General features: G+C 73.7%; 18 protein-coding genes. 16 read left to right on the top strand and 2 right to left on the bottom strand.

Going from position 1 to position 22575, the window contains the following annotated elements:
* The 12 genes from QNO07_RS08110 (at position 1) to QNO07_RS08055 (ending at position 15542) form a co-directional block, all read left to right on the top strand.
* Positions 1-597 carry a PH-like domain-containing protein gene (locus tag QNO07_RS08110; protein ID WP_283990994.1) on the top strand — a complete coding sequence of 199 codons (597 nt, stop codon included), beginning with the start codon at positions 1-3 and terminating at the stop codon, positions 595-597.
* On the top strand, positions 594-1736 hold the full coding sequence (gene carA / locus QNO07_RS08105) for a glutamine-hydrolyzing carbamoyl-phosphate synthase small subunit (RefSeq protein ID WP_283990993.1): 1143 nt from the start codon (positions 594-596) through the stop codon (positions 1734-1736). The genes QNO07_RS08110 and carA overlap by 4 nt, the downstream gene beginning before the upstream one ends.
* Positions 1729-5040: a carbamoyl-phosphate synthase large subunit gene (carB, locus tag QNO07_RS08100; protein WP_283990992.1), complete on the top strand. Its 3312-nt coding sequence runs from the start codon at positions 1729-1731 to the stop codon at positions 5038-5040. The genes carA and carB overlap by 8 nt, the downstream gene beginning before the upstream one ends.
* 100 nt (positions 5041-5140) lie before the next feature.
* Complete coding sequence (locus tag QNO07_RS08095; RefSeq protein ID WP_283990991.1) at positions 5141-6265, top strand: quinone-dependent dihydroorotate dehydrogenase; 1125 nt, start codon at positions 5141-5143, stop codon at positions 6263-6265.
* On the top strand, positions 6262-7152 hold the full coding sequence (gene pyrF / locus QNO07_RS08090) for an orotidine-5'-phosphate decarboxylase (protein WP_283990989.1): 891 nt from the start codon (positions 6262-6264) through the stop codon (positions 7150-7152). The genes QNO07_RS08095 and pyrF overlap by 4 nt, the downstream gene beginning before the upstream one ends.
* Before the next feature lie 262 nt (positions 7153-7414).
* Positions 7415-7735: an integration host factor gene (locus QNO07_RS08085; protein WP_283990988.1), complete on the top strand. Its 321-nt coding sequence runs from the start codon at positions 7415-7417 to the stop codon at positions 7733-7735.
* Positions 7736-7819: 84 nt separating this feature from the next.
* The gene (gmk, locus tag QNO07_RS08080) at positions 7820-8377 is read left to right on the top strand and encodes a guanylate kinase (protein WP_283990987.1); all 558 of its coding nucleotides are present in this window, start codon (positions 7820-7822) and stop codon (positions 8375-8377) included.
* 24 nt (positions 8378-8401) lie between these two features.
* The gene (gene rpoZ / locus QNO07_RS08075; RefSeq protein ID WP_283990986.1) at positions 8402-8674 is read left to right on the top strand and encodes a DNA-directed RNA polymerase subunit omega; all 273 of its coding nucleotides are present in this window, start codon (positions 8402-8404) and stop codon (positions 8672-8674) included.
* 129 nt (positions 8675-8803) lie between these two features.
* Positions 8804-10015, top strand: a complete 1212-nt coding sequence (gene coaBC, locus QNO07_RS08070) for a bifunctional phosphopantothenoylcysteine decarboxylase/phosphopantothenate--cysteine ligase CoaBC (protein WP_283990985.1) — start codon at positions 8804-8806, stop codon at positions 10013-10015.
* A gap of 222 nt (positions 10016-10237) precedes the next feature.
* Positions 10238-11446: a methionine adenosyltransferase gene (gene metK / locus QNO07_RS08065; RefSeq protein ID WP_283990984.1), complete on the top strand. Its 1209-nt coding sequence runs from the start codon at positions 10238-10240 to the stop codon at positions 11444-11446.
* A 165-nt stretch (positions 11447-11611) separates the two neighbouring features.
* Complete coding sequence (locus tag QNO07_RS08060) at positions 11612-13270, top strand: IS1182 family transposase (protein WP_283990983.1); 1659 nt, start codon at positions 11612-11614, stop codon at positions 13268-13270.
* 124 nt (positions 13271-13394) lie between these two features.
* Positions 13395-15542 (top strand): primosomal protein N', encoded by a 2148-nt coding sequence (locus QNO07_RS08055; RefSeq protein ID WP_283990982.1) that lies wholly within the window; start codon positions 13395-13397, stop codon positions 15540-15542.
* Positions 15543-15657: 115 nt separating this feature from the next.
* Here QNO07_RS08055 and QNO07_RS08050 read toward each other — a convergent pair whose 3' ends face one another.
* Complete coding sequence (locus tag QNO07_RS08050) at positions 15658-16194, bottom strand: hypothetical protein (RefSeq protein ID WP_283990981.1); 537 nt, start codon at positions 16192-16194, stop codon at positions 15658-15660.
* A 257-nt stretch (positions 16195-16451) separates the two neighbouring features.
* On the opposite strand from QNO07_RS08050, the gene fmt reads away from it, so the two are divergent.
* From fmt to QNO07_RS08030, 4 genes are all read left to right on the top strand, one after another.
* Positions 16452-17384 carry a methionyl-tRNA formyltransferase gene (gene fmt / locus QNO07_RS08045; RefSeq protein ID WP_283990980.1) on the top strand — a complete coding sequence of 311 codons (933 nt, stop codon included), beginning with the start codon at positions 16452-16454 and terminating at the stop codon, positions 17382-17384.
* Positions 17385-17423: 39 nt separating this feature from the next.
* Positions 17424-18842, top strand: a complete 1419-nt coding sequence (locus QNO07_RS08040) for an RsmB/NOP family class I SAM-dependent RNA methyltransferase (RefSeq protein ID WP_283990979.1) — start codon at positions 17424-17426, stop codon at positions 18840-18842.
* A gap of 191 nt (positions 18843-19033) precedes the next feature.
* Positions 19034-19717 (top strand): ribulose-phosphate 3-epimerase, encoded by a 684-nt coding sequence (rpe, locus tag QNO07_RS08035; RefSeq protein ID WP_283990978.1) that lies wholly within the window; start codon positions 19034-19036, stop codon positions 19715-19717.
* A gap of 157 nt (positions 19718-19874) precedes the next feature.
* On the top strand, positions 19875-20861 hold the full coding sequence (locus tag QNO07_RS08030; protein ID WP_283990977.1) for a sugar-binding transcriptional regulator: 987 nt from the start codon (positions 19875-19877) through the stop codon (positions 20859-20861).
* Between the two features lie 164 nt (positions 20862-21025).
* Here the strand turns inward: QNO07_RS08030 and QNO07_RS08025 are convergent, their stop codons facing one another.
* Positions 21026-22546 (bottom strand): aldehyde dehydrogenase (NADP(+)), encoded by a 1521-nt coding sequence (locus QNO07_RS08025; RefSeq protein WP_283990976.1) that lies wholly within the window; start codon positions 22544-22546, stop codon positions 21026-21028.
* Between the last annotated feature and the right edge of the window lie 29 nt (positions 22547-22575).

Below are 22575 nucleotides of genomic sequence, written 5' to 3'. Positions count from 1 at the left end.
ATGCACCTCCTCGCGGACGGCACCGTCGAGCGCAAGTCCCAGGAGGTGACGGACTGGGCGGCCCGCATCGGCTGGGTCGTGGGCCTGCTGCTGTTCATCGCGCTGCTGTACTGGCTGATGCGCGAGGGATGGAAGTGGCGCGGCACGCTCCAGGGCGGCCTGCCCGAACCCGCCGCCCCCGGCGACGGGACGGCCGAGCCGCTGCTCACCGGGGAGGGCCGCTACCACGGCTCCACCCGCGCCGGCCAGTGGCTCGACCGCATCGTCGCGCACGGCCTGGGCACCCGCAGCCGGGTGTCGCTGACGCTCACCGCAGACGGCCTGACCGTGCTGCGCCCCGGCGCCCGCGACTACTTCGTGCCCGTCGCAGACCTGTGCGGCGCCCGGCTCGACACCGGCATCGCCGGCAAGGTCCTCACCCAGGGCGGCCTGCTGGTCGTCGTCTGGCAGCTCGGCGACACCCGGATCGACTCCGGGTTCCGGCTCGACCGCTCCGCCGACCACGGCGCGTGGGTCGCAGCCGTCGAAGAACTCTCCGGTGGCTCCGCCGACGCAGCCGCCCCGCACGCCCCGCAGATCGAGGAAGGCGCACGATGACGACCGCCACCCGGGGAGCGAAGCGCGCTCCCGCCGTACTCGTCCTGGAGGACGGCCGCACCTTCCGCGGCCGTGCCTACGGAGCCGTGGGGGAGACCTTCGGCGAGGCGGTGTTCTCCACCGGCATGACCGGCTACCAGGAGACCATCACCGACCCCTCCTACCACCGCCAGGTGGTCGTGATGACCGCCCCGCACATCGGCAACACCGGCATGAACGACGAGGACGCCGAGTCGCGCCGGATCTGGGTGTCCGGCTTCGTCGTCCGCGACCCGGCCCGCGTCCCGTCCAACTGGCGCTCGGCGCGCACCCTCGACGACGAGCTCACCGCCCAGGGAGTCGTCGGCATCAGCGGCATCGACACCCGGGCCCTCACCCGGCACCTGCGCGAGCGCGGCGCCATGCGGGTCGGGGTGTTCTCCGGCGACGCGCTGGCCGACGACGCCACCCTGCTCGCCCGCGTGCAGGAGGCCCCGCAGATGAAGGGCGCCGACCTCAGCGCCGAGGTCACCACGCAGGAGGCCTACGTGGTGCCCGCGGTCGGTGAGAAGAAGTTCACCGTCGCCGCCGTCGACCTCGGCATCAAGGGCATGACGCCGCACCGGATGGCCGAACGCGGCATCGAGGTGCACGTGCTGCCCGCCACCGCCACCGCCGAGGAGGTGTACGCGGTCGCTCCCGACGGCGTCTTCTTCTCCAACGGCCCCGGCGACCCGGCCGCCGCCGAGCACGCTGTCGCGCTCATGCGCGAGGTGCTGGAACGCGGCACCCCGCTGTTCGGCATCTGCTTCGGCAACCAGATCCTCGGCCGCGCACTCGGCTTCGGCACCTTCAAGCTGAAGTACGGCCACCGGGGCATCAACCAGCCCGTGCAGGACCGCAGCACCGGCAAGGTCGAGATCACCGCGCAGAACCACGGCTTCGCCGTCGACGCGCCCCTGGACACCGTCTCCGACACGCCCTACGGCCGCGCCGAGGTCTCCCACGTGGGCCTCAACGACAACGTGGTGGAGGGGTTGCGGCTTCTCGACCGCCCCGCGTTCAGCGTCCAGTACCACCCCGAAGCCGCCGCCGGGCCGCACGACGCCGCCTACCTGTTCGACCGCTTCGTATCACTGATGGAGGGCCAGCGTGCCTAAGCGCACCGATATCCAGTCCGTCCTGGTCATCGGCTCCGGTCCGATCGTCATCGGCCAGGCCGCCGAGTTCGACTACTCCGGCACCCAGGCCTGCCGGGTGCTCAAGGCCGAGGGCCTGCGGGTCATCCTGGTCAACTCCAACCCGGCCACGATCATGACCGACCCGGAGATCGCCGACGCCACCTACGTCGAGCCGATCACGCCCGAGTTCGTCGAGAAGATCATCGCCAAGGAGCGCCCCGACGCGCTGCTGCCCACCCTGGGCGGCCAGACCGCGCTCAACGCCGCGATCTCCCTCTTCGAGTCCGGCGCCCTCGACAAGCACGGCGTCGAGCTGATCGGCGCCAACGTCGAGGCGATCAACAAGGGCGAGGACCGCGAACTGTTCAAGGGCGTCGTGCAGGCCGTGAAGGAGAAGATCGGCCACGGCGACTCGGCCCGCTCCTACATCTGCCACTCCATGGACGACGTGCTGGCCGGGGTCGACCAACTCGGCGGCTACCCGGTCGTCGTCCGGCCCTCCTTCACCATGGGCGGCGCCGGCTCCGGCTTCGCCCACGACGAGGACGAGCTGCGCCGCATCGCCGGGCAGGGCCTGTCCCTCTCGCCGACCACCGAGGTCCTCCTGGAGGAGTCCATCCTCGGCTGGAAGGAGTACGAGCTGGAGCTGATGCGCGACAAGAACGACAACGTCGTGGTCGTCTGCTCCATCGAGAACTTCGACCCCATGGGTGTGCACACCGGTGACTCGATCACCGTCGCCCCGGCGATGACGCTCACCGACCGCGAGTACCAGGTGATGCGCGACATCGGCATCGCGGTGATCCGCGAGGTCGGCGTCGACACCGGCGGCTGCAACATCCAGTTCGCGGTCGACCCGAAGGACGGCCGGATCATCGTCATCGAGATGAACCCGCGTGTCTCCCGCTCCTCCGCGCTCGCCTCCAAGGCAACCGGCTTCCCGATCGCGAAGATCGCTGCGAAGCTCGCCGTCGGCTACACCCTGGACGAGATCCCCAACGACATCACCGAGAAAACGCCGGCGTCCTTCGAGCCGACACTCGACTACGTGGTGGTCAAGGCTCCGCGCTTCGCGTTCGAGAAGTTCCCCGCCGCCGACAGCACACTCACCACCACCATGAAGTCGGTCGGTGAGGCCATGGCGATCGGCCGGAACTTCTCCGAGGCGCTGCAGAAGGCGCTGCGCTCCCTGGAGCGCAAGGGCAGCCAGTTCGACTTCACCTCGCCCACCGGCGACCTGGACACGCTGCTCGCCGAGGCCGGGCGGCCCACCGACGGCCGCATCAACACGGTGATGGCTGCGATCCGCGCCGGAGCCACCCCCGAGCAGGTCTTCGACGCGACCTGCATCGACCCCTGGTTCACCGACCAGCTGTTCCTGATCAAGGAGGTCGCCGACGACCTCGCCGCCGCCGAGCGGCTCGACCCCGAGCTGCTCGCCGAGGCCAAGCGGCACGGCTTCTCCGACGCGCAGATCGCCGGCATCCGCGGCCTGCGCGAGGACGTGGTGCGCGAGGTGCGGCACGCGCTGGGAGTGCGCCCGGTCTACAAGACGGTCGACACCTGCGCCGCCGAGTTCGCCGCCCGCACGCCGTACTTCTACTCCTCCTACGACGAGGAGAGTGAGGTCGCCCCGCGCGAGAAGCCCGCGGTGATCATCCTGGGATCCGGGCCCAACCGCATCGGCCAGGGCATCGAGTTCGACTACTCCTGCGTACACGCCTCGTTCGCCCTGCACGACGCGGGCTACGAGACGGTGATGGTCAACTGCAACCCGGAGACCGTCTCCACCGACTACGACACCTCCGACCGGCTCTACTTCGAGCCGCTCACGCTGGAGGACGTGCTGGAGATCGTGCACGCCGAGTCGCTGGCCGGACCGGTCGCCGGCGTCATCGTGCAGCTCGGCGGCCAGACCCCGCTGGGTCTGGCCCAGGGGCTGAAGGACAACGGCGTCACCGTCGTGGGCACCTCACCCGAGGCCATCCACGCCGCCGAGGACCGCGGCGTCTTCGGCCGGGTGCTCACCGACGCCGGGCTGCCCGCCCCCAAGTACGGCACCGCGTACTCCTTCGACGAGGCCAGCGCCATCGCCGCCGGCATCGGTTACCCGGTCATGGTCCGCCCCTCCTACGTGCTGGGCGGACGCGGCATGGAGATCGTCTACGACGAGCCCTCGCTCGCCGAGTACCTGCGCCGCCACGCCGGGCTCATCTCCGAGCACCCGGTGCTGATCGACCGCTTCCTCGACGACGCCATCGAGATCGACGTCGACGCGCTCTACGACGGCGAGGAGCTCTACCTCGGCGGCGTCATGGAGCACATCGAGGAAGCCGGCATCCACTCCGGCGACTCCGCGTGCGCGCTGCCGCCGATCACGCTCGGCGGGTACGACATCAAGCGGCTGCGGGCCTCCACCGAGGCCATCGCGCGCGGCGTCGGCGTGCGCGGACTGATCAACATCCAGTTCGCGCTGGCCGGCGACATCCTCTACGTGCTGGAGGCCAACCCGCGCGCCTCGCGGACGGTGCCCTTCACCTCCAAGGCCACCGCGGTCCCGCTGGCGAAGGCGGCGGCCCGCATCTCGCTCGGCGCCACCGTCGCCGAGCTGCGCACCGAGGGCATGCTGCCCGCCACCGGGGACGGCGGCACGCTGCCGCTGGACGCGCCGATCTCCGTCAAGGAGGCCGTCATGCCCTGGTCGCGCTTCCGCGACGTGCACGGACGCGGCGTGGACACCGTGCTCGGCCCGGAGATGCGCTCCACCGGCGAGGTCATGGGTATCGACTCCGTCTTCGGCAGCGCCTACGCCAAGTCGCAGGCCGGCGCCTACGGCGCACTGCCCACCAAGGGCCGCGCGTTCGTCTCCGTCGCCAACCGCGACAAGCGCTCGATGATCTTCCCCGCCCGGGAGCTCGTCGCCCTCGGCTTCGAGCTGATGGCCACCTCCGGCACCGCCGAGGTGCTGCGCCGCAACGGCATCAACGCCACCGTGGTCCGCAAGCACAGCGAGGGCGAGGGCCCCGCAGGCGAGAAGACCATCGTGCAGCTCATCCACGACGGCCAGGTCGACCTGATCGTCAACACCCCCTACGGCACCGGCGGACGCCTGGACGGCTACGACATCCGCACCGCCGCCGTAGCCCGGGCCGTGCCCTGCCTGACCACCGTGCAGGCGCTCGCCGCCGCGGTGCAGGGCATCGAGGCCCTCAGCCGGGGAGAGGTCGGCGTGTGCTCCCTCCAGGAGCACGCGGCCCGGCTGAACGCCGCCCGCGCGATGTGACCCGCCGGGTGGGGGACGCGCACACGTCCCCCACCCGGCGGGCCGCCGCTGTCCGCCGCTGTCCGCGTTCCCGCCGAACCCGTCTGCGAAGAGGCCCCGCATGTACCGCCCGTACCGCCTGCTGTTCCAGCTCGTCCTGCGGCGGCTGGACCCGGAGCAGGCCCACCACCTGGCCTTCGGCTGGATTCGCCGGGCCGTCCGCGTGCCCGTCCTGCGCACCCTGCTCGCCGCGCTGCTCGCCCCCCGCCACCGAGAACTGCGCACCGAGGCGCTCGGCCTGCGCATGCACGGCCCGTTCGGCATGGCGGCCGGCTTCGACAAGAACGCCGTCGGCATCGACGGCCTGGCGATGCTCGGCTTCGACCACGTCGAGATCGGCACCGTCACCGGCAGGCCGCAGTCCGGCAACCCCGCACCGCGCCTGTTCCGGCTCACCGCCGACCACGGCCTGATCAACCGCATGGGCTTCAACAACGAGGGCTCGGCTGCCGTCGCCGAGCGCCTGGCCCGCCGCCGCCCGCTGCAGCGCACCACCGTCGGCGTCAACATCGGCAAGACGAAGGCCGTGCCCGAGGAGGAGGCGATCGCCGACTACGTCACCTCCGCCGAACGGCTCGCCCCGCACGCCGACTACCTCGTCGTCAACGTCTCCTCTCCCAACACGCCCGGCCTGCGCGACCTGCAGGCCGCCGACCGGCTGCGCCCGCTGCTCTCCGCGGTGCGTGAGGCCGCCGACCGCGCCGTCACCGGCCGCCGGGTGCCGCTGCTGGTCAAGATCGCCCCCGACCTCGCCGACGAGGACGTGGACGCCGTCGCCGACCTCGCCGTCGACCTGGGCCTGGACGGCATCATCGCCACCAACACCACCATCGCCCGCGACGGCCTCGGCCTGGTCTCGCCCCCCGCCCTGACGGCCGAGACCGGTGGCCTGTCCGGTGCCCCGCTGCAGGAGCGCTCCCTGGAGGTGCTGCGCCGCCTGTACGCCCGGGTCGGCGACCGCATCACGCTCGTCGGCGTCGGCGGCGTCACCACCGCAGAGGACGCCTGGCGGCGCATCCTGGCCGGGGCCACCCTGGTGCAGGGCTACAGCGCCTTCGTCTACGAGGGGCCGTTCTGGTCCCGCCGCATCCACCGCGGGCTCGCCGAACTGCTCCGCGAGAGCCCCTACGCCACCCTCGCCGACGCGGTCGGCGCCGAGACCCGTGAGGCGGACACCGCAGCATGACCGCTCCCCAACGCCCCGACCACGCTGCCCCCGCTCACCCTGCCGCTGCGAAGGCCCCTGAGCCCGTGCCCTTCGGCACCCGGCTGCACCGGGCCATGGACACCCGCGGACCGCTGTGCGTGGGCATCGACCCGCACGCCTCGCTGCTCGCCTCGTGGGGCCTGACCGACGACGTCGCCGGTCTGGAGCGCTTCACCCGCACGGTGGTGGACGCGCTCGCCGACCGCGTCGCCGTGCTCAAGCCGCAGTCCGCGTTCTTCGAGCGCTTCGGCTCCCGGGGGATCGCGGTCCTGGAGCGGGCCGTCGCCGACGCCCGGGACGCCGGCGCGCTGGTCCTCATGGACGCCAAGCGCGGCGACATCGGCTCCACCATGGGCGCCTACGCGGCCGGCTACCTCCAGCCGGGGGCGCCCCTGTTCTCCGACGCCGTGACCGTCAGCCCCTTCCTGGGCTACGGCTCGCTGCGCCCGGCGCTCGACCTCGCGCGGCGACACGGCTGCGGGGTGTTCGTGCTGGCCCTCACCTCCAACCCGGAGGGCCCCGAGGTGCAGCGTGCGACGGCCGCGGACGGCCGCTCGGTGGCGCAGGTGATGCTCGACCACCTGGCCCGGGAGAACGCCGGCGCCGACCCGCTGGGCTCCTTCGGCGCGGTGGTCGGCGCGACGCTGGACCGGGCCGACGCCGACCTGGACGTCAACGGCCCGCTGCTGGCGCCCGGCCTGGGCGCGCAGGGGGCCACTCCGGCGGACCTGCCCCGGGTCTTCGGAGCCGCCGCGCGCGCGGTGCTGCCCAGCGTCAGCCGCGGAGTCCTGGGCGCCGGTCCCACCGCCGCCGGGCTGCGGGAGGCGGCGGACCGGTACGCGTCCGAGCTCGCCGCGAACCGCTGACCCGGCGCACGCCCGGCGGCCCCGAGGGGGGTCCGGTGTCGGCCACCGCCCGCGAATCCTCGAAGATTTGTCCGTAAAAGTCCTGGTCAGTTGAGTCTGACCAGGACTTTTCCGCTGTTCTCGCTGACTCTGCGGCGATCGACCGCTAGTCTCCGACGAGAGCGACGTGCACAGGTGCGTTGCTCGTTGCTCCGCAGGTGCGGGGCTACTAGGTTCCTCACCGATCCGTATCCGACAGTTCGACATCCGAGGTGACGAAGGCGTGGCTCTTCCGCCCCTTACCCCTGAACAGCGCGCAGCCGCGCTCGAGAAGGCCGCCGCGGCTCGCCGGGAGCGCGCCGAGGTCAAGAACAGGCTCAAGCACTCCGGTGCCTCCCTCCATGACGTCATCAAGCAGGGTCAGGAGAACGACGTCATCGGCAAGATGAAGGTCAGCGCTCTCCTGGAGAGCCTGCCCGGCGTCGGCAAGGTCCGTGCCAAGCAGATCATGGAGCGGCTCGGCATCTCCGAGAGCCGCCGCGTCCGCGGTCTGGGCTCCAACCAGATCGCCGCGCTGGAGCGCGAGTTCGGCGGCGCCAACTGACCTTGGCGAGTGCTGTGGGGCCCGCGGCAGCCGCTCAGCGGCTCCGCGGGCCCGAGCACTCCCAGGAACCGGGATAATCGCTGCATGAGTGAACGTCCTCGGCTGACCGTGCTCTCCGGCCCCTCCGGGGTGGGCAAGAGCACCGTCGTCGCCCATATGCGCAAGGTCCATCCCGAGGTCTGGCTCTCGGTGTCCGCCACCACACGGGCCCCGCGACCGGGCGAGCGAAACGGCGTGCACTACCACTTCACCAGCGACGACGAGTTCGACAAACTCATCGCCAACGGCGAACTGCTCGAATGGGCGGAGTTCGCCGGCAACCGCTACGGCACGCCGCGCAAGGCCGTGCTGGAGCGGCTGGAGGCAGGCGAGCCGGTGCTGCTGGAGATCGACCTGCAGGGCGCCCGCCTGGTCCGGCAGTCGATGCCCGACGCCCAGCTGGTCTTCCTCGCGCCTCCGAGCTGGGACGAACTGGTCCGCCGCCTCACCGGCCGCGGCACCGAGGCGCCCGAGGTGATCGAGCGGCGGCTGAGCGCCGCCCGCGTCGAACTGGCCGCCGAGACCGAGTTCGACACCACTCTGGTCAACACCTCCGTCGAGGACGTGGCAGCCGAGCTGCTAGCCTTGATGCGTATCACTTGATCTTTTCCCATCGGAAGGCAGAGCGTGTCCTCTTCCATCACCGCGCCCGAGGGCATCATCAACCCGCCGATTGATGAGCTGCTCGAGGCCACCGACTCCAAGTACAGCCTGGTGATCTACGCCGCCAAGCGCGCGCGTCAGATCAACGCGTACTACTCGCAGCTCGGTGAGGGCCTCCTGGAGTACGTCGGCCCGCTGGTCGACACGCACGTGCACGAGAAGCCGCTGTCGATCGCGCTCCGCGAGATCAACGCCGGCCTGCTGACATCCGAGGCCGTCGAGGCCCCGCCGCAGTAACACCTGATCCTTGACCCGTCATGGGCCCGGCAGCACCACTGCCGGGCCTGTGGTGTGTCATGGACACCTGAGGAGCCGGTGCCCCGACGGGGCGGGCACGAGCGTCACCGTGAACGGGAGAGGCGAGCGATGGACAAGCCGGAGATCGTTCTGGGCGTCAGCGGCGGCATCGCCGCGTACAAGGCGTGCGAGCTGCTGCGCAGGATGACCGAGTCCGGTCACTCCGTGCGTGTGGTGCCGACCGGGTCGGCGCTGCACTTCGTGGGCCAGGCCACCTGGGCGGCGCTGTCCGGCAACCCGGTCGCCACCGGCGTCTGGGACGAGGTGCACCAGGTCCCGCACGTGCGCATCGGCCAGCGCGCGGACCTCGTGGTGGTCGCCCCGGCCACCGCCGACCTGCTGGCGAAGGCCGCGCACGGCCTCGCCGACGACCTGCTGACGAACACCCTGCTCACCGCCCGCTGCCCGGTGGTGTTCGCCCCCGCCATGCACACCGAGATGTGGGAGCACCCCGCCACGCAGGAGAACGTCGCCACGCTGCGGCGCCGGGGCGCCGTGGTCGTCGAGCCGGCCGTGGGTCGGCTGACCGGCGCGGACACCGGCAAGGGGCGGCTGCCCGACCCGGCCGCGATCTGGGAGGTCTGCCGCCGGGTGCTCGCCCGGGGTGTGCGGGCCCCCGACCTCGCCGGCCGGCACGTGGTGGTCAGCGCCGGCGGCACCCGCGAGCCGCTCGACCCGGTCCGGTTCCTCGGCAACCGCTCGTCGGGCCGCCAGGGCTACGCGCTCGCCGGGGTCGCCGCCGCGCGCGGCGCCCGCGTGACGCTGGTCGCCGCCCACACCGAACTGCCCGACCCGGCAGGTGTGGACCTGGTACGCGTCGGCACCGCGGTGCAGCTGCGTGAGGCCGTGCTGAAGGCGGCGGCGGACGCCGACGCGGTCGTCATGGCGGCGGCCGTCGCCGACTTCCGACCGGCCCGTTACGCGGACGGCAAGATCAAGAAGCAGGACGGGCGGGACCCCGAGCCGGTGGCACTGGTCCGCAATCCCGACATCCTCGCCGAGCTGTCGGCCGACCGGCCGCGCCCCGGCCAGCTGGTCGTCGGGTTCGCGGCGGAGACCGACGACGTGCTGGCCAACGGGCGGGCGAAACTCGCCCGCAAGGGCTGCGACCTGCTGGTGGTCAACGAGGTCGGTGAGAACCGCACCTTCGGCGCCGAGACCAACGAGGCCGTGGTGCTCGGCGCCGACGGCAGCGAGACGCCCGTCCCGCTGGGCCCCAAGGAGACGCTGGCCGAGACGGTGTGGGACCTGGTCGCCGGCCGCTGGACGGACGGCGGCTGAGCCCGCCGGGCGCGGGCGCGTGAGCCCCCGCCGGGCGGTTCGCGCACCCGGCCATCTGCCCTCGGCGGCGTCCGGGTGGTAGAACTCTCGTGTCGCTGAGTGAGACGCCTTGACCGGCAGACAAGGCCCTACCGATAAACTGTGCGCGGATCGTCCCGGGCGCAGCCCCCGACCGGTCCGCCAAATTTTCAGCCAGCAGCCGCTGCAACCCCAGGGAGCGATGTGTCCCGCCGCCTGTTCACCTCGGAGTCCGTCACCGAGGGACACCCCGACAAGATCGCTGACCAGATCAGCGACACCATCCTCGACGCCCTCCTGAAGGACGACCCCGCCTCGCGGGTCGCCGTGGAGACCCTCATCACCACCGGCCAGGTCCACGTGGCAGGCGAGGTCACCACCAAGGCGTACGCCGACATTCCCACGCTGGTGCGGAACAAGGTCCTCGAGATCGGCTACGACTCGTCCAAGAAGGGCTTCGACGGCGCGTCCTGCGGCGTCGCGGTGTCCATCGGCGCGCAGTCCCCGGACATCGCGCAGGGCGTCGACACCGCCTACGAGAACCGGGTGGAGGGCGACGCCGACGAGCTGGACCGGCAGGGCGCCGGTGACCAGGGCCTGATGTTCGGCTACGCCTGCGACGAGACCCCCGAGCTGATGCCGCTCCCGGTCACCGTGGCGCACCGGCTCTCCCGCCGCCTGTCGGAGGTCCGCAAGAACGGGACCATCCCCTACCTGCGGCCCGACGGCAAGACCCAGGTCACCATCGAGTACGACGGTGACAAGGCCGTGCGCCTGGACACCGTGGTGGTCTCCTCGCAGCACGCCTCGGACATCGATCTGGACTCGCTGCTCGCTCCCGACGTCCGGGAGTTCGTCGTCGAGCACGTGCTGGCCCAGCTCGTCGAGGACGGCATCAAGCTGGACACCGAGGGCTACCGGCTGCTGGTCAACCCGACCGGCCGCTTCGAGATCGGCGGCCCGATGGGCGACGCCGGACTCACCGGCCGCAAGATCATCATCGACACCTACGGCGGCATGGCCCGCCACGGCGGCGGCGCCTTCTCCGGCAAGGACCCCTCCAAGGTGGACCGCTCGGCCGCCTACGCCATGCGCTGGGTCGCCAAGAACGTGGTCGCCGCCGGCCTCGCCGGCCGGTGCGAGGTGCAGGTCGCGTACGCCATCGGCAAGGCCGAGCCGGTCGGCCTGTTCGTGGAGACCTTCGGCACCGCCTCGGTGGAGGTCGGGAAGATCGAGAACGCCATCGCGGAGGTCTTCGACCTGCGCCCGGCCGCGATCATCCGCGACCTGGACCTGCTGCGCCCGATCTACGCCCAGACCGCCGCGTACGGCCACTTCGGCCGCGCGCTGCCGGACTTCACCTGGGAGCGCACCGACCGCGTCGACGCCCTGCGCAAGGCCGCCGGCCTCTGAGACCCGAGGGAGCGGGAGCCCCGCAGGCTCCCGCTCCGGCACGCCCCGCAGACGGGCCCCGGCACCGCACGGGACACTGTTGGCGAATCCGGGGCTGAGCGTGACGTCGGCCTTCATGACCCGTTGTGGTCGTGAAGGCTGACGTTGTGTTTGGGGAGGGTGTCGGTGTCGTTGCACGCGAGGAAGGTCGGCGGGGTTCCTGAGGAGACGGCCCGGGTGGCGAGGGCTGCGTTCCCGAAGGGCAGCCTGGCGATGCGGATCCGTGACGAGCTGGGCGAGCTGTTCTCGGACGCGGACTTCGCTGGGCTGTATCCGAGCAGGGGAAAGCCGGCATGGTCGCCGGGCCGGCTGGCGCTGGTGTCGGTCATGCAGTTCGCCGAGGGCCTCTCGGACCGGCAGGCCGCGGACGCGGTGCGTGGGCGGCTGGACTGGAAGTATCTGCTGGGGCTGGAGCTGGCCGATCCGGGGTTCGACCACTCGGTACTCACCGAGTTCAGGGACCGGCTGATCGCGGGAGACGCCGGGATTGGGCTCCTGGACCGGGTTCTTGAGGCCGCCGTGAAGGCCGGCCTACTCAAGGCCGGTGGCCGTGCTCGCACGGACTCCACGATCGTGCTGTCCGCTGCCCGGCAGATCAACGGGCTGGTGCGGCTCGGTGAAACGTTGCGGGCCGCGTTGAACAGCGTCGCCGCCCACGAGCCGGAATGGTTGGCCGGATGGGCGCCGCCGGAGTGGTTCGACCGGTACGCGATCCGGTTCGAGGACTCCCGGCTGCCCAAAGGGAAGGCCAAGCAGACCGAGCTGATCGAGCGGATCGGCGCCGACGGGCTGATGCTCCTGGAGGCCGTTCACCGGCCGGACGCCCCCGTGTCCCTGCGACTGCTCGACCGAGTGAGGACGCTGCGGCAGATGTGGATCCAGCAGTACCTCGTCGACGACGGGCAGGTCCGCCGCCGGGATCTCAAGGACCGCCCGCCGGGCGCGGAGCGGCTGGTCACCCCCTACGACACTGACGCGCGGGGAAGCGTGAAGCGCGGCATCTTCTGGGACGGCTACAAGGTTCACCTCACCGAGACCTGCGAGCCAGAGAGCCCGAACCTGATCACACACGTCGCCACGACCGACTCCACCGTCCAGGACGTGCGGCTGGTCGCCCCGATCCACGCTCACCTTGCCGAGCGCGACCTCCTGCCCGAACGCCACCTGGTCGACGCGGGCTACGCGACCGCCCGGGAAGTGGTCACCGCCCGCCGGGATCACAAGGTCGACCTGATGGGCCCGATCCTCGCCTCCACCAGCTGGCAGGCGAAAGACGGCGGCGGTTTCTCCCAAGCCGACTTCGCCATCGACTGGGACAACCGCCGGGTGACCTGTCCCAACGGGAGAAGCACCGATCAGTGGAGGGAAGACCGTTCCCAGCAGGGAGCAGCCGTGGTGAGAGTACGTTTCCCACTGGCCACCTGCCGCCCCTGCGAGGTCCGGGCACAGTGCACCCGGACCGACACCAAGGCGGACAGGGGCCGTCACATCACCCTCCGGCCGCGCTCCGAGCAGGAGGTGATCCAGCAGGCGCGCGCCCGGGAGGACGCCCGGGAGTGGAAGGAGCAATACGCGCATCGGGCCGGTGTCGAGGGCACGATCTCGCAAGGCGTCCGAGCCTTTGGCCTGCGACGATGCCGCTATCACGGCCTCGCCAAGGCCCGGTTGCAGCATCAGCTCACGGCCACCGCGATGAACTTCCACCGCCTCAACGCATGGTGGACCGAGGTCCCGCGAGCCCGCACGCGCACATCCCACCTGGCAGCCCTCCGGCCCGCCGAGTAGAACTCGACGGGCCGGATTCGCCAACAGTGTCCCGCACGGTGCCGGGGCCCGTCCTGTACCCGCGCCGCACCACCGGGCCGCCGCAGGCACTGCGGTGTCCGCGCCGTCTGCTAAGACTGGAGCTGTGAGCAGCGACGACGCCCGTACGGACGGCCCGGGGGCAGCCCCTCCCGAGCAGCTCGCGCTCATCCGCGACGCCGTCCGCAAGCGAGCCCCCGCCCCCCGGGCCAGGCCCCGGACCTGGCGCAACGCCGAACTCGCCGGGGAACTGCCGGTGGCCCGGGTGCTGGTCGACAAGGGACTGGTCCACCTGGACCGCTACTTCGACTACGCCGTCCCGGCGGCGATGGACGCCGAGGCCCAGCCGGGCGTCCGCGTCCGCGTCCGGTTCGGCGCGGGCGAACGCGACGGGCGGCGCGAGGGCGGGCGGCTCATCAACGGCTACGTGGTGGAACGCCGGGCGGACAGCGACTTCCCCGGCGTGCTCGCCCCGCTGGCCCAGGTGTTGTCGCCCGAGCCGGTGCTCACCCCGGACCTGCTGCACCTGTGCCGTGCCGTCGCCGACCGGTACGCGGGCGCGCTGGCCGACGTGGTGCAGCTCGCCGTGCCGCCCCGGATGGCACGCGCCGAACGCAGCCCCGACCCGGGGCCGCCGCAGGCCCCGCCGCCCGCGCCGGAGCCGGGCGGCTGGTCCCGCTACCCGCAGGGGCCGGGGTTCCTCCGCGCCCTGGCCGAGGGTGGCACGCCACGGGCGGTGTGGACGGCACTGCCCGGCCCGGGGTGGCCGCAGGAGGTGGCCGCGGCCCTGGCCGCGACCCTGGCGGGCGGCCGGGGCGCACTGGCGGTGCTGCCGGACGGCCGGGCCGCCGCCCGGGTCGACGCGGCCTTCACCGCACTCGCCGGCTCCGGGCGGCATGTGCTGCTGACGGCAGACTCGGGGCCCGAGGCCCGCTACCGCCGCTGGCTCGCGGTCAGCCGGGGCCGGGTGCGGGTGGTGATCGGTACCCGGGCCGCGATGTTCGCGCCTGTGCGCGACCTGGGCCTCGCGGTGATCTGGGACGACGCCGATGCCGCCCACGCGGACGACCACGCGCCGCAGCCGCACGCCCGGGAGGTCCTGCTGCTGCGGGCCGCCCACGAGGGCACCGCGTTCCTGCTCGGCGGGCACTCCCGCACGGTGGAGGCGGCGCAGCTCGTCGAGACCGGCTGGGCGCGTCCGCTGGCCGCTGACCGTGCGGAACTGCGCGTCCACGCACCGCTGGTGCGCACGGTCGGTGACCGGGACGAGGAACGCGACCCGGCGGCCCGCACCGCCCGGCTGCCCAGCCTCGCCTGGACCGTCGCCCGGGAGGCGCTGGCGGCCGGGCCGGTGCTGGTGCAGGTCCCACGACGGGGCTACGCCCCCCGGCTGAACTGCGAGGACTGCCGGGAGCCCGCCCGCTGCGGCGCGTGCCGGGGCCCGCTGGAGTCGGTTGGCGCGGGGGAGGTGCTGCGCTGCGGCTGGTGCGGCCGGGGCTCACCGGAGTGGTACTGCGCGGTGTGCGGCGGCCGTCGTCTGCGGGCCGCCGTGGTCGGTGCGCGCCGGACCGCGGAGGAACTGGGCCGGGCCTTTCCGGCCGTGCCGGTGCGCACCTCGGGCCGGGACCACGTGCTGGACACGGTGCCCGACCGCCCCGCACTTGTGGTCAGCACGCCCGGTGCGGAGCCGGTGGCGGAGGGCTCCGGCTACGCTGCCGCGCTGCTGCTGGACGGCTGGGCGCTGCTGGGCCGCCCGGACCTGCGGGCCGGGGAGGAGACGCTGCGCCGCTGGCTGAACGCGGCGGCGCTGGTGCGTCCGCAGGGGGAGGGCGGCACCGTCGTGGTGCTGGCCGAGCCGACTCTGCGGCCGGTGCAGGGCCTGGTGCGGTGGGACCCGGAAGGGCACGCCGCGCGGGAGCTGGCCGACCGGGCGGAGCTGCGGTACCCGCCGGTGTCCCGGATGGCGTCGGTCAGCGGCCCGCAGGATCAGGTGGGGACGTTCCTCGCCTCGGCCGGGTTGCCGGCCGAGGCGGAGGTGATGGGGCCGACGCCGCTTCCGACCGTCCCGTCGGGGCGCCCGCGCCGAGTCGGCGACCCACCGCCGGGGGAGGCGTGGGAACGGGCTCTGGTGCGGGTACCGCCGGGCAGCGGGGCCGCCCTGGCCGCGTCGCTGAAGTCCGCACAGGCGGCCCGGCTGACCCGCCGGGACGGGCCGCCCGTACGGGTGCGTGTCGATCCGGCGGAGATCGGCTGAGCGTGGCGGGGAGCGGCGGAGCGGGGGTCGGGCCGGGCGGCAGCTGGCCGGGCGGGTGGCGCAGCTCGGTTCGCGCGGCCCGGCTCGCGGCGGGCACCGGCGCCCGGGCGGCGACTCAGCCGCTGCTGCGCGGGCCGGGCAGCATGCCCGAGCGGTTCTCGCCGCCGCTTGCGGCCGGGCGGTTCTGGACGCTGCGGGCGGCCGGCACGGTGGGTGTGGCGGGCAGCGCGGGCGTCTCCTGCGCCGGTGCCGCCGCATCCGGGTTCCCGGGCGCGGCGAGCGCCGGGCCGGCGGCCCGCTCGGCGGCCCGGCGGGAGCCGTACCTGCGGTGCACGGCCTGCTTGGTGACGCCCAGCGCGGAACCGACCGCGTCCCAGGAGAAGCCCAGCGAGCGGTCGAACTCGACCGCCGAGGTGACCAGCGTCTCCACGCTGTCCCGCAGCTCCTGGGCGAGTCGCACCGTGGGGGCGGGCGCCCGCCCGTAGACGACAAAACCCGCCGAGGGGCCGGTACGGCGCGGTCGGTAGACGTTGCCCAGCTGTGCGGTGAGGGTGCGCAGCGCGTCCACCTGCCGGCGGACCCGCTCGATGTCCCGCACCAGCAGGTGCAGGCTGGCTCGTGCCTGGGCGTCGTGGGTGGCGTGGTCGGCCATGAACAAGCCTCTCGGACCGGCGTGGAGTGAACGGGCGGAAGCCGCGCGCGGCGGCCCCTTCGGTGGGTCGACTTCTCGGGGGCGGTCAAGTCCCCTTGACCAACGCGGCAACGGGCGCTCTGGTCACGGCCCGGGGGCGTGCGGCCGGTGCGAAGGGAGCGCGCAGAGCCCTGTACGCCCCCAAAGGCGCCGGGCGGTGACGGACCGTAGACTGCACCGTCAGCCCCGTGCAGCCCTGGAGAGGTAGTCCCACCCCGATGAAGCTCGTCTTCGCCGGCACCCCCGAGGTCGCCGTGCCCGCCCTGGACGCCCTGATCGCCTCCGAGCGCCACGAGGTCGCCGCCGTCGTCACCCGCCCCGACGCGCCCGCCGGACGCGGCAGGCGGCTGGTCGCCTCGCCCGTCGCGCAGCGCGCGGAGGAAGCGGGCATCGAGGTCCTCAAGCCGGCCAGGCCCCGCGACGAGGACTTCCTCACCCGGCTGCGGCAGATCGCCCCCGACTGCTGCCCGGTGGTCGCCTACGGCGCCCTGCTGCCGGCCGCCGCGCTCGCCGTACCCGCCCACGGCTGGGTCAACCTGCACTTCTCCCTGCTGCCCGCCTGGCGCGGCGCCGCCCCCGTGCAGCACGCCCTGCTCGCCGGGGACGAGCTGACCGGCGCCGCGACCTTCCAGATCGAGGAGGGCCTCGACACCGGGCCCGTCTACGGCGTGGTGACCGAGGAGGTCCGCCCCACCGACACCAGCGGCGACCTGCTCACCCGGCTGGCCTTCGCCGGCGCCGGCCTGCTCGCCGCCACCATGGACGGCATCGAGGACGGCTCGCTCACCCCGGTCCCGCAGGCGGCTGAGGGCGTCAGCCACGCCCCGAAGATCACCGTCGAGGACGCCCGCGTCGACTGGTCCGCCCCGGCCCTGCGCGTCGACCGGGTGGTGCGCGGCTGCGCCCCCAACCCCGGTGCGTGGACGCTCTTCCGCGGCGACCGGCTCAAGCTCGTCCAGGCCACCCCCGCCCCCGACCGCGCGGGGCTCGCCCCCGGCGAGATCGCCGCGGGCAAGAACTCCGTCCACGTCGGCACCGGTTCGCACGCGCTGGAGCTGGTCTGGGTGCAGCCGCAGGGCAAGAAGCCCATGAAGGCCGCCGACTGGGCCCGCGGGGTGCGGGTGACGGAGGGCGAACGGCTCGGCGCGTAGGCTGGAGCTTTGCCGTCCCATCTCCGGAGCACCTTCCCTGTGACCGACCAGGCCCGCCGCAAGCCCGGCAAGCGTCCCGCCAAGCCCTACCGCCGCCCCGTCCGCGACCCGGTACGCATCCTCGCCTTCGAGGCGCTGCGGGCGGTCGACGAACGCGACGCCTACGCCAACCTCGTGCTGCCCCCGCTGCTGCGCGCAGCCCGCGAGGCAGGGGACTTCGACACCAGGGACGCGGCGCTCGCCACCGAGCTGGTCTACGGCACCCTGCGGCGCCAGGGCACCTACGACGCGATCATCGCCCGCTGTGTGGACCGGCCGCTGCGCGAGGTGGACCCGCCGGTGCTCGACGTGCTCGCCCTCGGCGCGCACCAGCTGCTCGGCACCCGCATCCCGCAGCACGCCGCGGTGAGCGCCAGCGTCGAGCTGGCCCGCTGCGTGCTGGGCGACGGCCGTGCCCGGTTCGTCAACGCCGTGCTGCGCCGCCTCACCGCGCACGACCTGGACGGCTGGCTGGACATCGTCGCCCCGCCCTATGACGAAGACCCCGAGGAGCACCTCGCGGTGGTGCACTCGCACCCCCGCTGGGTGGTCTCCGCGCTGTGGGACGCGCTGGGCGGCGGGCGGGCCGGCATCGAGGCGCTGCTGGAGGCCGACAACGAGCGCCCGGCTGTGACGCTGGTGGCCCGCCCCGGCCGCTCGACCGCCGAGGAACTGCTGACCGGCGACGCGGTTCCCGGCCGCTGGTCGCCGTACGCGGTGCGGCTCGCCGAGGGCGGTGAGCCGGGCGCGGTGGAGGCCGTGCGCGAGGGCCGCGCGGGCGTGCAGGACGAGGGCAGCCAGCTGGTGGCCACCGCGTTGGCGCACGCCCCGCTGGACGGACCTGACGCGCGCTGGCTGGACGGCTGCGCCGGTCCCGGCGGCAAGGCCGCGCTGCTCGGCGCCTTCGCCGCCGGGCGCGGCGCCTCGCTGCTGGCTGCCGAGAAGCAGCCGCACCGGGCCCGTCTGGTGGCCAGGGCCCTCGCCGGCAACCCCGGCCCCTACCAGGTGGTGGCCGCCGACGGCACCCGGCCGCCGTGGCGCCCCGGCACCTTCGACCGGGTCCTGGTCGACGTGCCCTGCACCGGCCTGGGCGCGCTGCGCCGCCGCCCGGAGGCACGCTGGCGCCGCCGTCCCGCCGACCTGGACGGCTTCGCGCCGCTCCAGCGCGGACTGCTGGAGGAGGCGCTGCGCGCGGTCCGGGTCGGCGGTGTGGTCGGCTACGCGACCTGCTCCCCGCACCTCGCCGAGACCCGGGCGGTCGTCGACGACGTGCGCAAGCGGGTGGCGACCGAGTGGATCGACGCCCGCCCGCTGATGGCGGGCGTGCCCGAACTGGGCGAGGGCCCCGACGTCCAGCTCTGGCCGCACGTGCACGGCACCGACGCCATGTATCTGGCGCTGCTCCGCCGAACCGGCTGAGCCCGCCGCCGCGTCCCCGGCCCGCTGCGCGCGGCCAGCTGCCCGGGACGCGGCCATCCGGCCCGCCGCCCGCCGTGCCCGCCGCCCGCCGTGACAGCCACCCGCCCGCTGCCGACCCGCTGCCGACCGGTTTCCGCCGGGTGGGCAGGACCGGCTGCGGCGTGCGGTGTGGCGGGCGACATACTGGGGGCATGGTTCAGATCAGCCCGAGCATCCTGTCCGCCGATTTTGCCCGTCTGGCCGAGGAGGCCGAGCGCGTCGGAGGCGCGGACGGCGCCGACTGGCTCCACGTCGACGTGATGGACAACCACTTCGTGCCCAACCTGACGCTCGGGGTGCCCGTCGTCGAAGCGCTGAGCAAGGCCACCGGCACCCCGCTGGACTGCCACCTCATGATCGAGGAGCCGGACCGCTGGGCGCCGCAGTTCGTGGAGGCCGGGGCGGGTTCCGTCACCTTCCACGCCGAGGCCGCCGCCGCCCCCGTGCGGCTGGCCCGCGAGATCCGGGCCAAGGGCGCGCGCGCCTCGATGGCGCTCAAGCCCGCCACGCCGATCGAGCCGTACGAGGACCTGCTGCCCGAGCTGGACATGCTGCTGGTGATGACGGTCGAGCCGGGCTTCGGCGGGCAGGCGTTCCTGGACATCATGCTGCCGAAGATCCGCCGCACCCGGCAGCTGATCGACCGGCACGGGCTCCAGATGTGGCTCCAGGTGGACGGCGGCGTCTCCGCGGAGACCATCGAGCGCTGCGCCGAGGCCGGCGCCGACGTGTTCGTCGCCGGCTCCGCGGTGTACGGCACGGACGACCCCGCGGCGGCCGTGCGCGCCCTCCGCCACCAGGCGTCCGACGCCGCCGCCCGGGCGGGCACCCGCTGAGAGCGCTACCCGGATGGCCGCCCGGGAGTACCTGTGCCATGCAGGAAACGGATCAAGGTCGCGGAGGATCTGCGAGGATGAACCCCGGGCGTGGACGCGCCTGCGGGGCGGAAGGCTGAGGTGAGTTGCGGTGTCGACGGGTCGGGCAGCGACAAGGATGGGGCCCGCCGAACTGATGCAGGCCGCGGCCATGGCCCGCAGGTTCTACCTGGAGGGCAAGTCCAAGATCCAGATCGCGGACGAGTTCGGAGTCAGCCGCTTCAAGGTGGCCCGGGTGCTGGAGACGGCCCTGGAGCGGGACCTGGTGCGCATCGAGATCCGCGTGCCCGCCGAGCTGGACGCCGAACGCTCAGACGCGCTGCGCGCCCGCTACGGGCTGCGGCACGCCGTGGTGGTGGAGTCGCCCGCCGACGCGACGGAGGACGCCGCCGACCCGGAGAACCTGGGCGAGGTGGCGGCCGACCTGCTGGGTGAACTCGTCACCGAGGGGGACGTGCTGGGCCTGGCCTGGGGCCGCTCGACGATCCACATGGCGACCGCGTTGCGCCGTCTGCCGCCGTGCACGGTCGTGCAGCTCACCGGCGTGTACGACGCGGGCACGGCCGACCGCGGTTCGGTCGAGGCGGTCCGGCGGGCCGCGGAGGTCGCCGGGGGAGTGGCGCACCCCATCTACGCGCCGATGCTGCTGCCCGACCCGGCCACGGCCGCCGCGCTGCGCAGCCAGACCGGCATCGCCGCGGCCTTCGAGTACTTCGACAAGGTGACCGTCGCGGCCGTGTCCATCGGTTCCTGGGAGCCGGGCGTCTCCACGGTCCACGACATGCTCAGCGACTCCGAGCGGGCGCACTACGCCTCGCTCGGTGCCGCCGCCGAGATGTCAGCCCACCTGTTCGACGCCCACGGCCGCCGCATCGGCCGCGACCTGGGCGAACGCTGCATCACCGTGGAGGCCGACCGGCTCCGCCGCATCCCCGAGGTGGTCGCCATCGCCGGTGGCCGCCGCAAGGCCGACGCGATCGGTGCGGTGCTGCGCTCCGGGCTGGTGACCAGCCTGGTCACCGACACCGCGGCCGCCGACGACCTGCTGCGCGCCGGCCCGGTCCCGCGCCCCGCCCTGGACCGCGCCGACCCCGACGACGCCTGACGTCGCTTGCCGGCGCCCGAAGCCGCGTGACGCGGCCTGGGCGCGGTCGCCACCGCAAACGCCGTCCGCCCGTCCGACCCGGCGAACCGGGGCGGACGGGCGGACGGCGTCAGCCGGCGTACGGACGACTTCGGGGACGGCCGGGCTGGAGCGCTCCCGAGGGGTCAGACGAGCCGCCCGTCGACGCGGCGCGGCAGCCCGAGGGGGTTGTCCTCCCGCAGCTCCGGCGGCAGCAGGGCGTCCGGCACCGACTGGTAGCTCACCGGCCGCAGCCACCGCTCGACGGCGGTGATGCCGACGGAGGTCGACGTGGAGGTCGTGGCCGGGTAGGGCCCGCCGTGGTGCTGGGCGGGAGCCACCGCGACGCCGGTCGGCCAGCCGTCGACCAGGACGCGGCCTGCCAGCGGGACGAGCGCGTCGAGCAGTCCGGCCGCGTCCCCGTCCCGGTCGGCCTCGGCGGTGTGGAGCGTCGCGGTGAGGTTGCCGGGCAGGCGCGACAGCACGGCGGTCACCTCCTCCCGGGAGGTGTAGCGGGCCACCACGGTGACCGGCCCGAAGCACTCCTCCAGCAGTTGGTCGTGCGGGCCCTCGGCGGTGAGCCGGGCGGCCGGCACGGTGAGGTAGCCCGCCGAGACGGTGTGCTCGCCGCCCGCGCCCGCCGTCACCGGCGTCTCCACGTCGGGAAGCGCGGCCCGCTCCTGAACGCCTGCGACGAACGCCTCCCGCATCCGCAGGTCGAGCATGCTCGCCGCCTCCGTGTGGCTGGTGCCCTCGGTGAGCGCCTTCAGCAGCCGGTCCCCGTCGCCACCCGCCGGGACCAGGACGAAGCCCGGCTTGGTGCAGAACTGCCCCGCGCCGAGCGTCATCGAGCCGGCCAGGCCGGCGCCGATCTGCTCGGCCCGCTCGGCGGCTGCCGCCTCGGTGACCACCACCGGGTTCAGCGAGCCGAGTTCGCCGTGGAAGGGGATGGGGACGGGACGTGCGGCGGCGGCGTCGAACAGGGCACGGCCGCCGCGCACCGAGCCGGTGAAACCGGCGGCGGCGACCAGCGGGTGCCGGACCAGCTCGACACCGGCGTCGAAGCCGTGCACCAGCACCAGCACGTCCTCGGGCAGGCCGACCTGCGCCGCGGCCCGGCGCAGCACCGACGCGCACACCTCGGACGTCGCCGGGTGGGCGGGGTGGGCCTTCACCACGACCGGGCAGCCGGCGGCGAGCGCGCTGGCGGTGTCCCCGCCGGGTACGGAGAAGGCGAGCGGGAAGTTGCTCGCCGCGTAGACGGCCACCACGCCGAGAGGGATCTTGTAGCGCCGCAGGTCGGGCCAGGGCGGGGTCCGGCCGTCGTCCGCGTGGTCGATGCGGACGTCGAGGAACTCCCCGGCGTCCACCGCGTCCGCGAACGCCCGCAACTGGGCTGTGGTGCGGGCGAGTTCACCGGCGAGCCGGGTGGGGCCCAGGACTGTCTCGGCGTCCGCCGCCTCGACGACCCGCTCACCGGACTCGGTCAGCAGGTCGGCTGCCGCGCGCAGGTACGCGGCCCGCACCGTGCGGTCGGCGAGCGCGCCGCGGGCCGCGTGGGCGGCCCGTACCGCGCCGTCCACCTCCTCTGCGGTGGCCTCCACCGCCACCTGCTCGCGCTGCCTGCCCGTTCGCGGATCGACGCTCCAGACCGGTGCTGCTGCCACGGTGGGTCCTTTCTTGTGGCACACACGCA

The organism is Streptomyces sp. 549, from assembly GCF_030124175.1.
In the GTDB taxonomy this organism is placed as follows: domain Bacteria; phylum Actinomycetota; class Actinomycetes; order Streptomycetales; family Streptomycetaceae; genus Streptomyces.
Note: the sequence above shows the minus strand (reverse complement) of the source record. Positions and strands in the feature narration are given on the sequence as shown.

Coding starts and splice junctions, on each gene's coding strand:
- QNO07_RS08110 (WP_283990994.1), top strand. CDS start 1: ATGCACCTCCTCGCGGACGGCACCGTCGAGCGCAAGTCCCAGGAGGTG.
- carA (WP_283990993.1), top strand. CDS start 594: ATGACGACCGCCACCCGGGGAGCGAAGCGCGCTCCCGCCGTACTCGTC.
- QNO07_RS08095 (WP_283990991.1), top strand. CDS start 5,141: ATGTACCGCCCGTACCGCCTGCTGTTCCAGCTCGTCCTGCGGCGGCTG.
- pyrF (WP_283990989.1), top strand. CDS start 6,262: ATGACCGCTCCCCAACGCCCCGACCACGCTGCCCCCGCTCACCCTGCC.
- gmk (WP_283990987.1), top strand. CDS start 7,820: ATGAGTGAACGTCCTCGGCTGACCGTGCTCTCCGGCCCCTCCGGGGTG.
- coaBC (WP_283990985.1), top strand. CDS start 8,804: ATGGACAAGCCGGAGATCGTTCTGGGCGTCAGCGGCGGCATCGCCGCG.
- QNO07_RS08050 (WP_283990981.1), bottom strand. CDS start 16,194: ATGGCCGACCACGCCACCCACGACGCCCAGGCACGAGCCAGCCTGCAC.
- fmt (WP_283990980.1), top strand. CDS start 16,452: ATGAAGCTCGTCTTCGCCGGCACCCCCGAGGTCGCCGTGCCCGCCCTG.
- rpe (WP_283990978.1), top strand. CDS start 19,034: ATGGTTCAGATCAGCCCGAGCATCCTGTCCGCCGATTTTGCCCGTCTG.
- QNO07_RS08030 (WP_283990977.1), top strand. CDS start 19,875: ATGGGGCCCGCCGAACTGATGCAGGCCGCGGCCATGGCCCGCAGGTTC.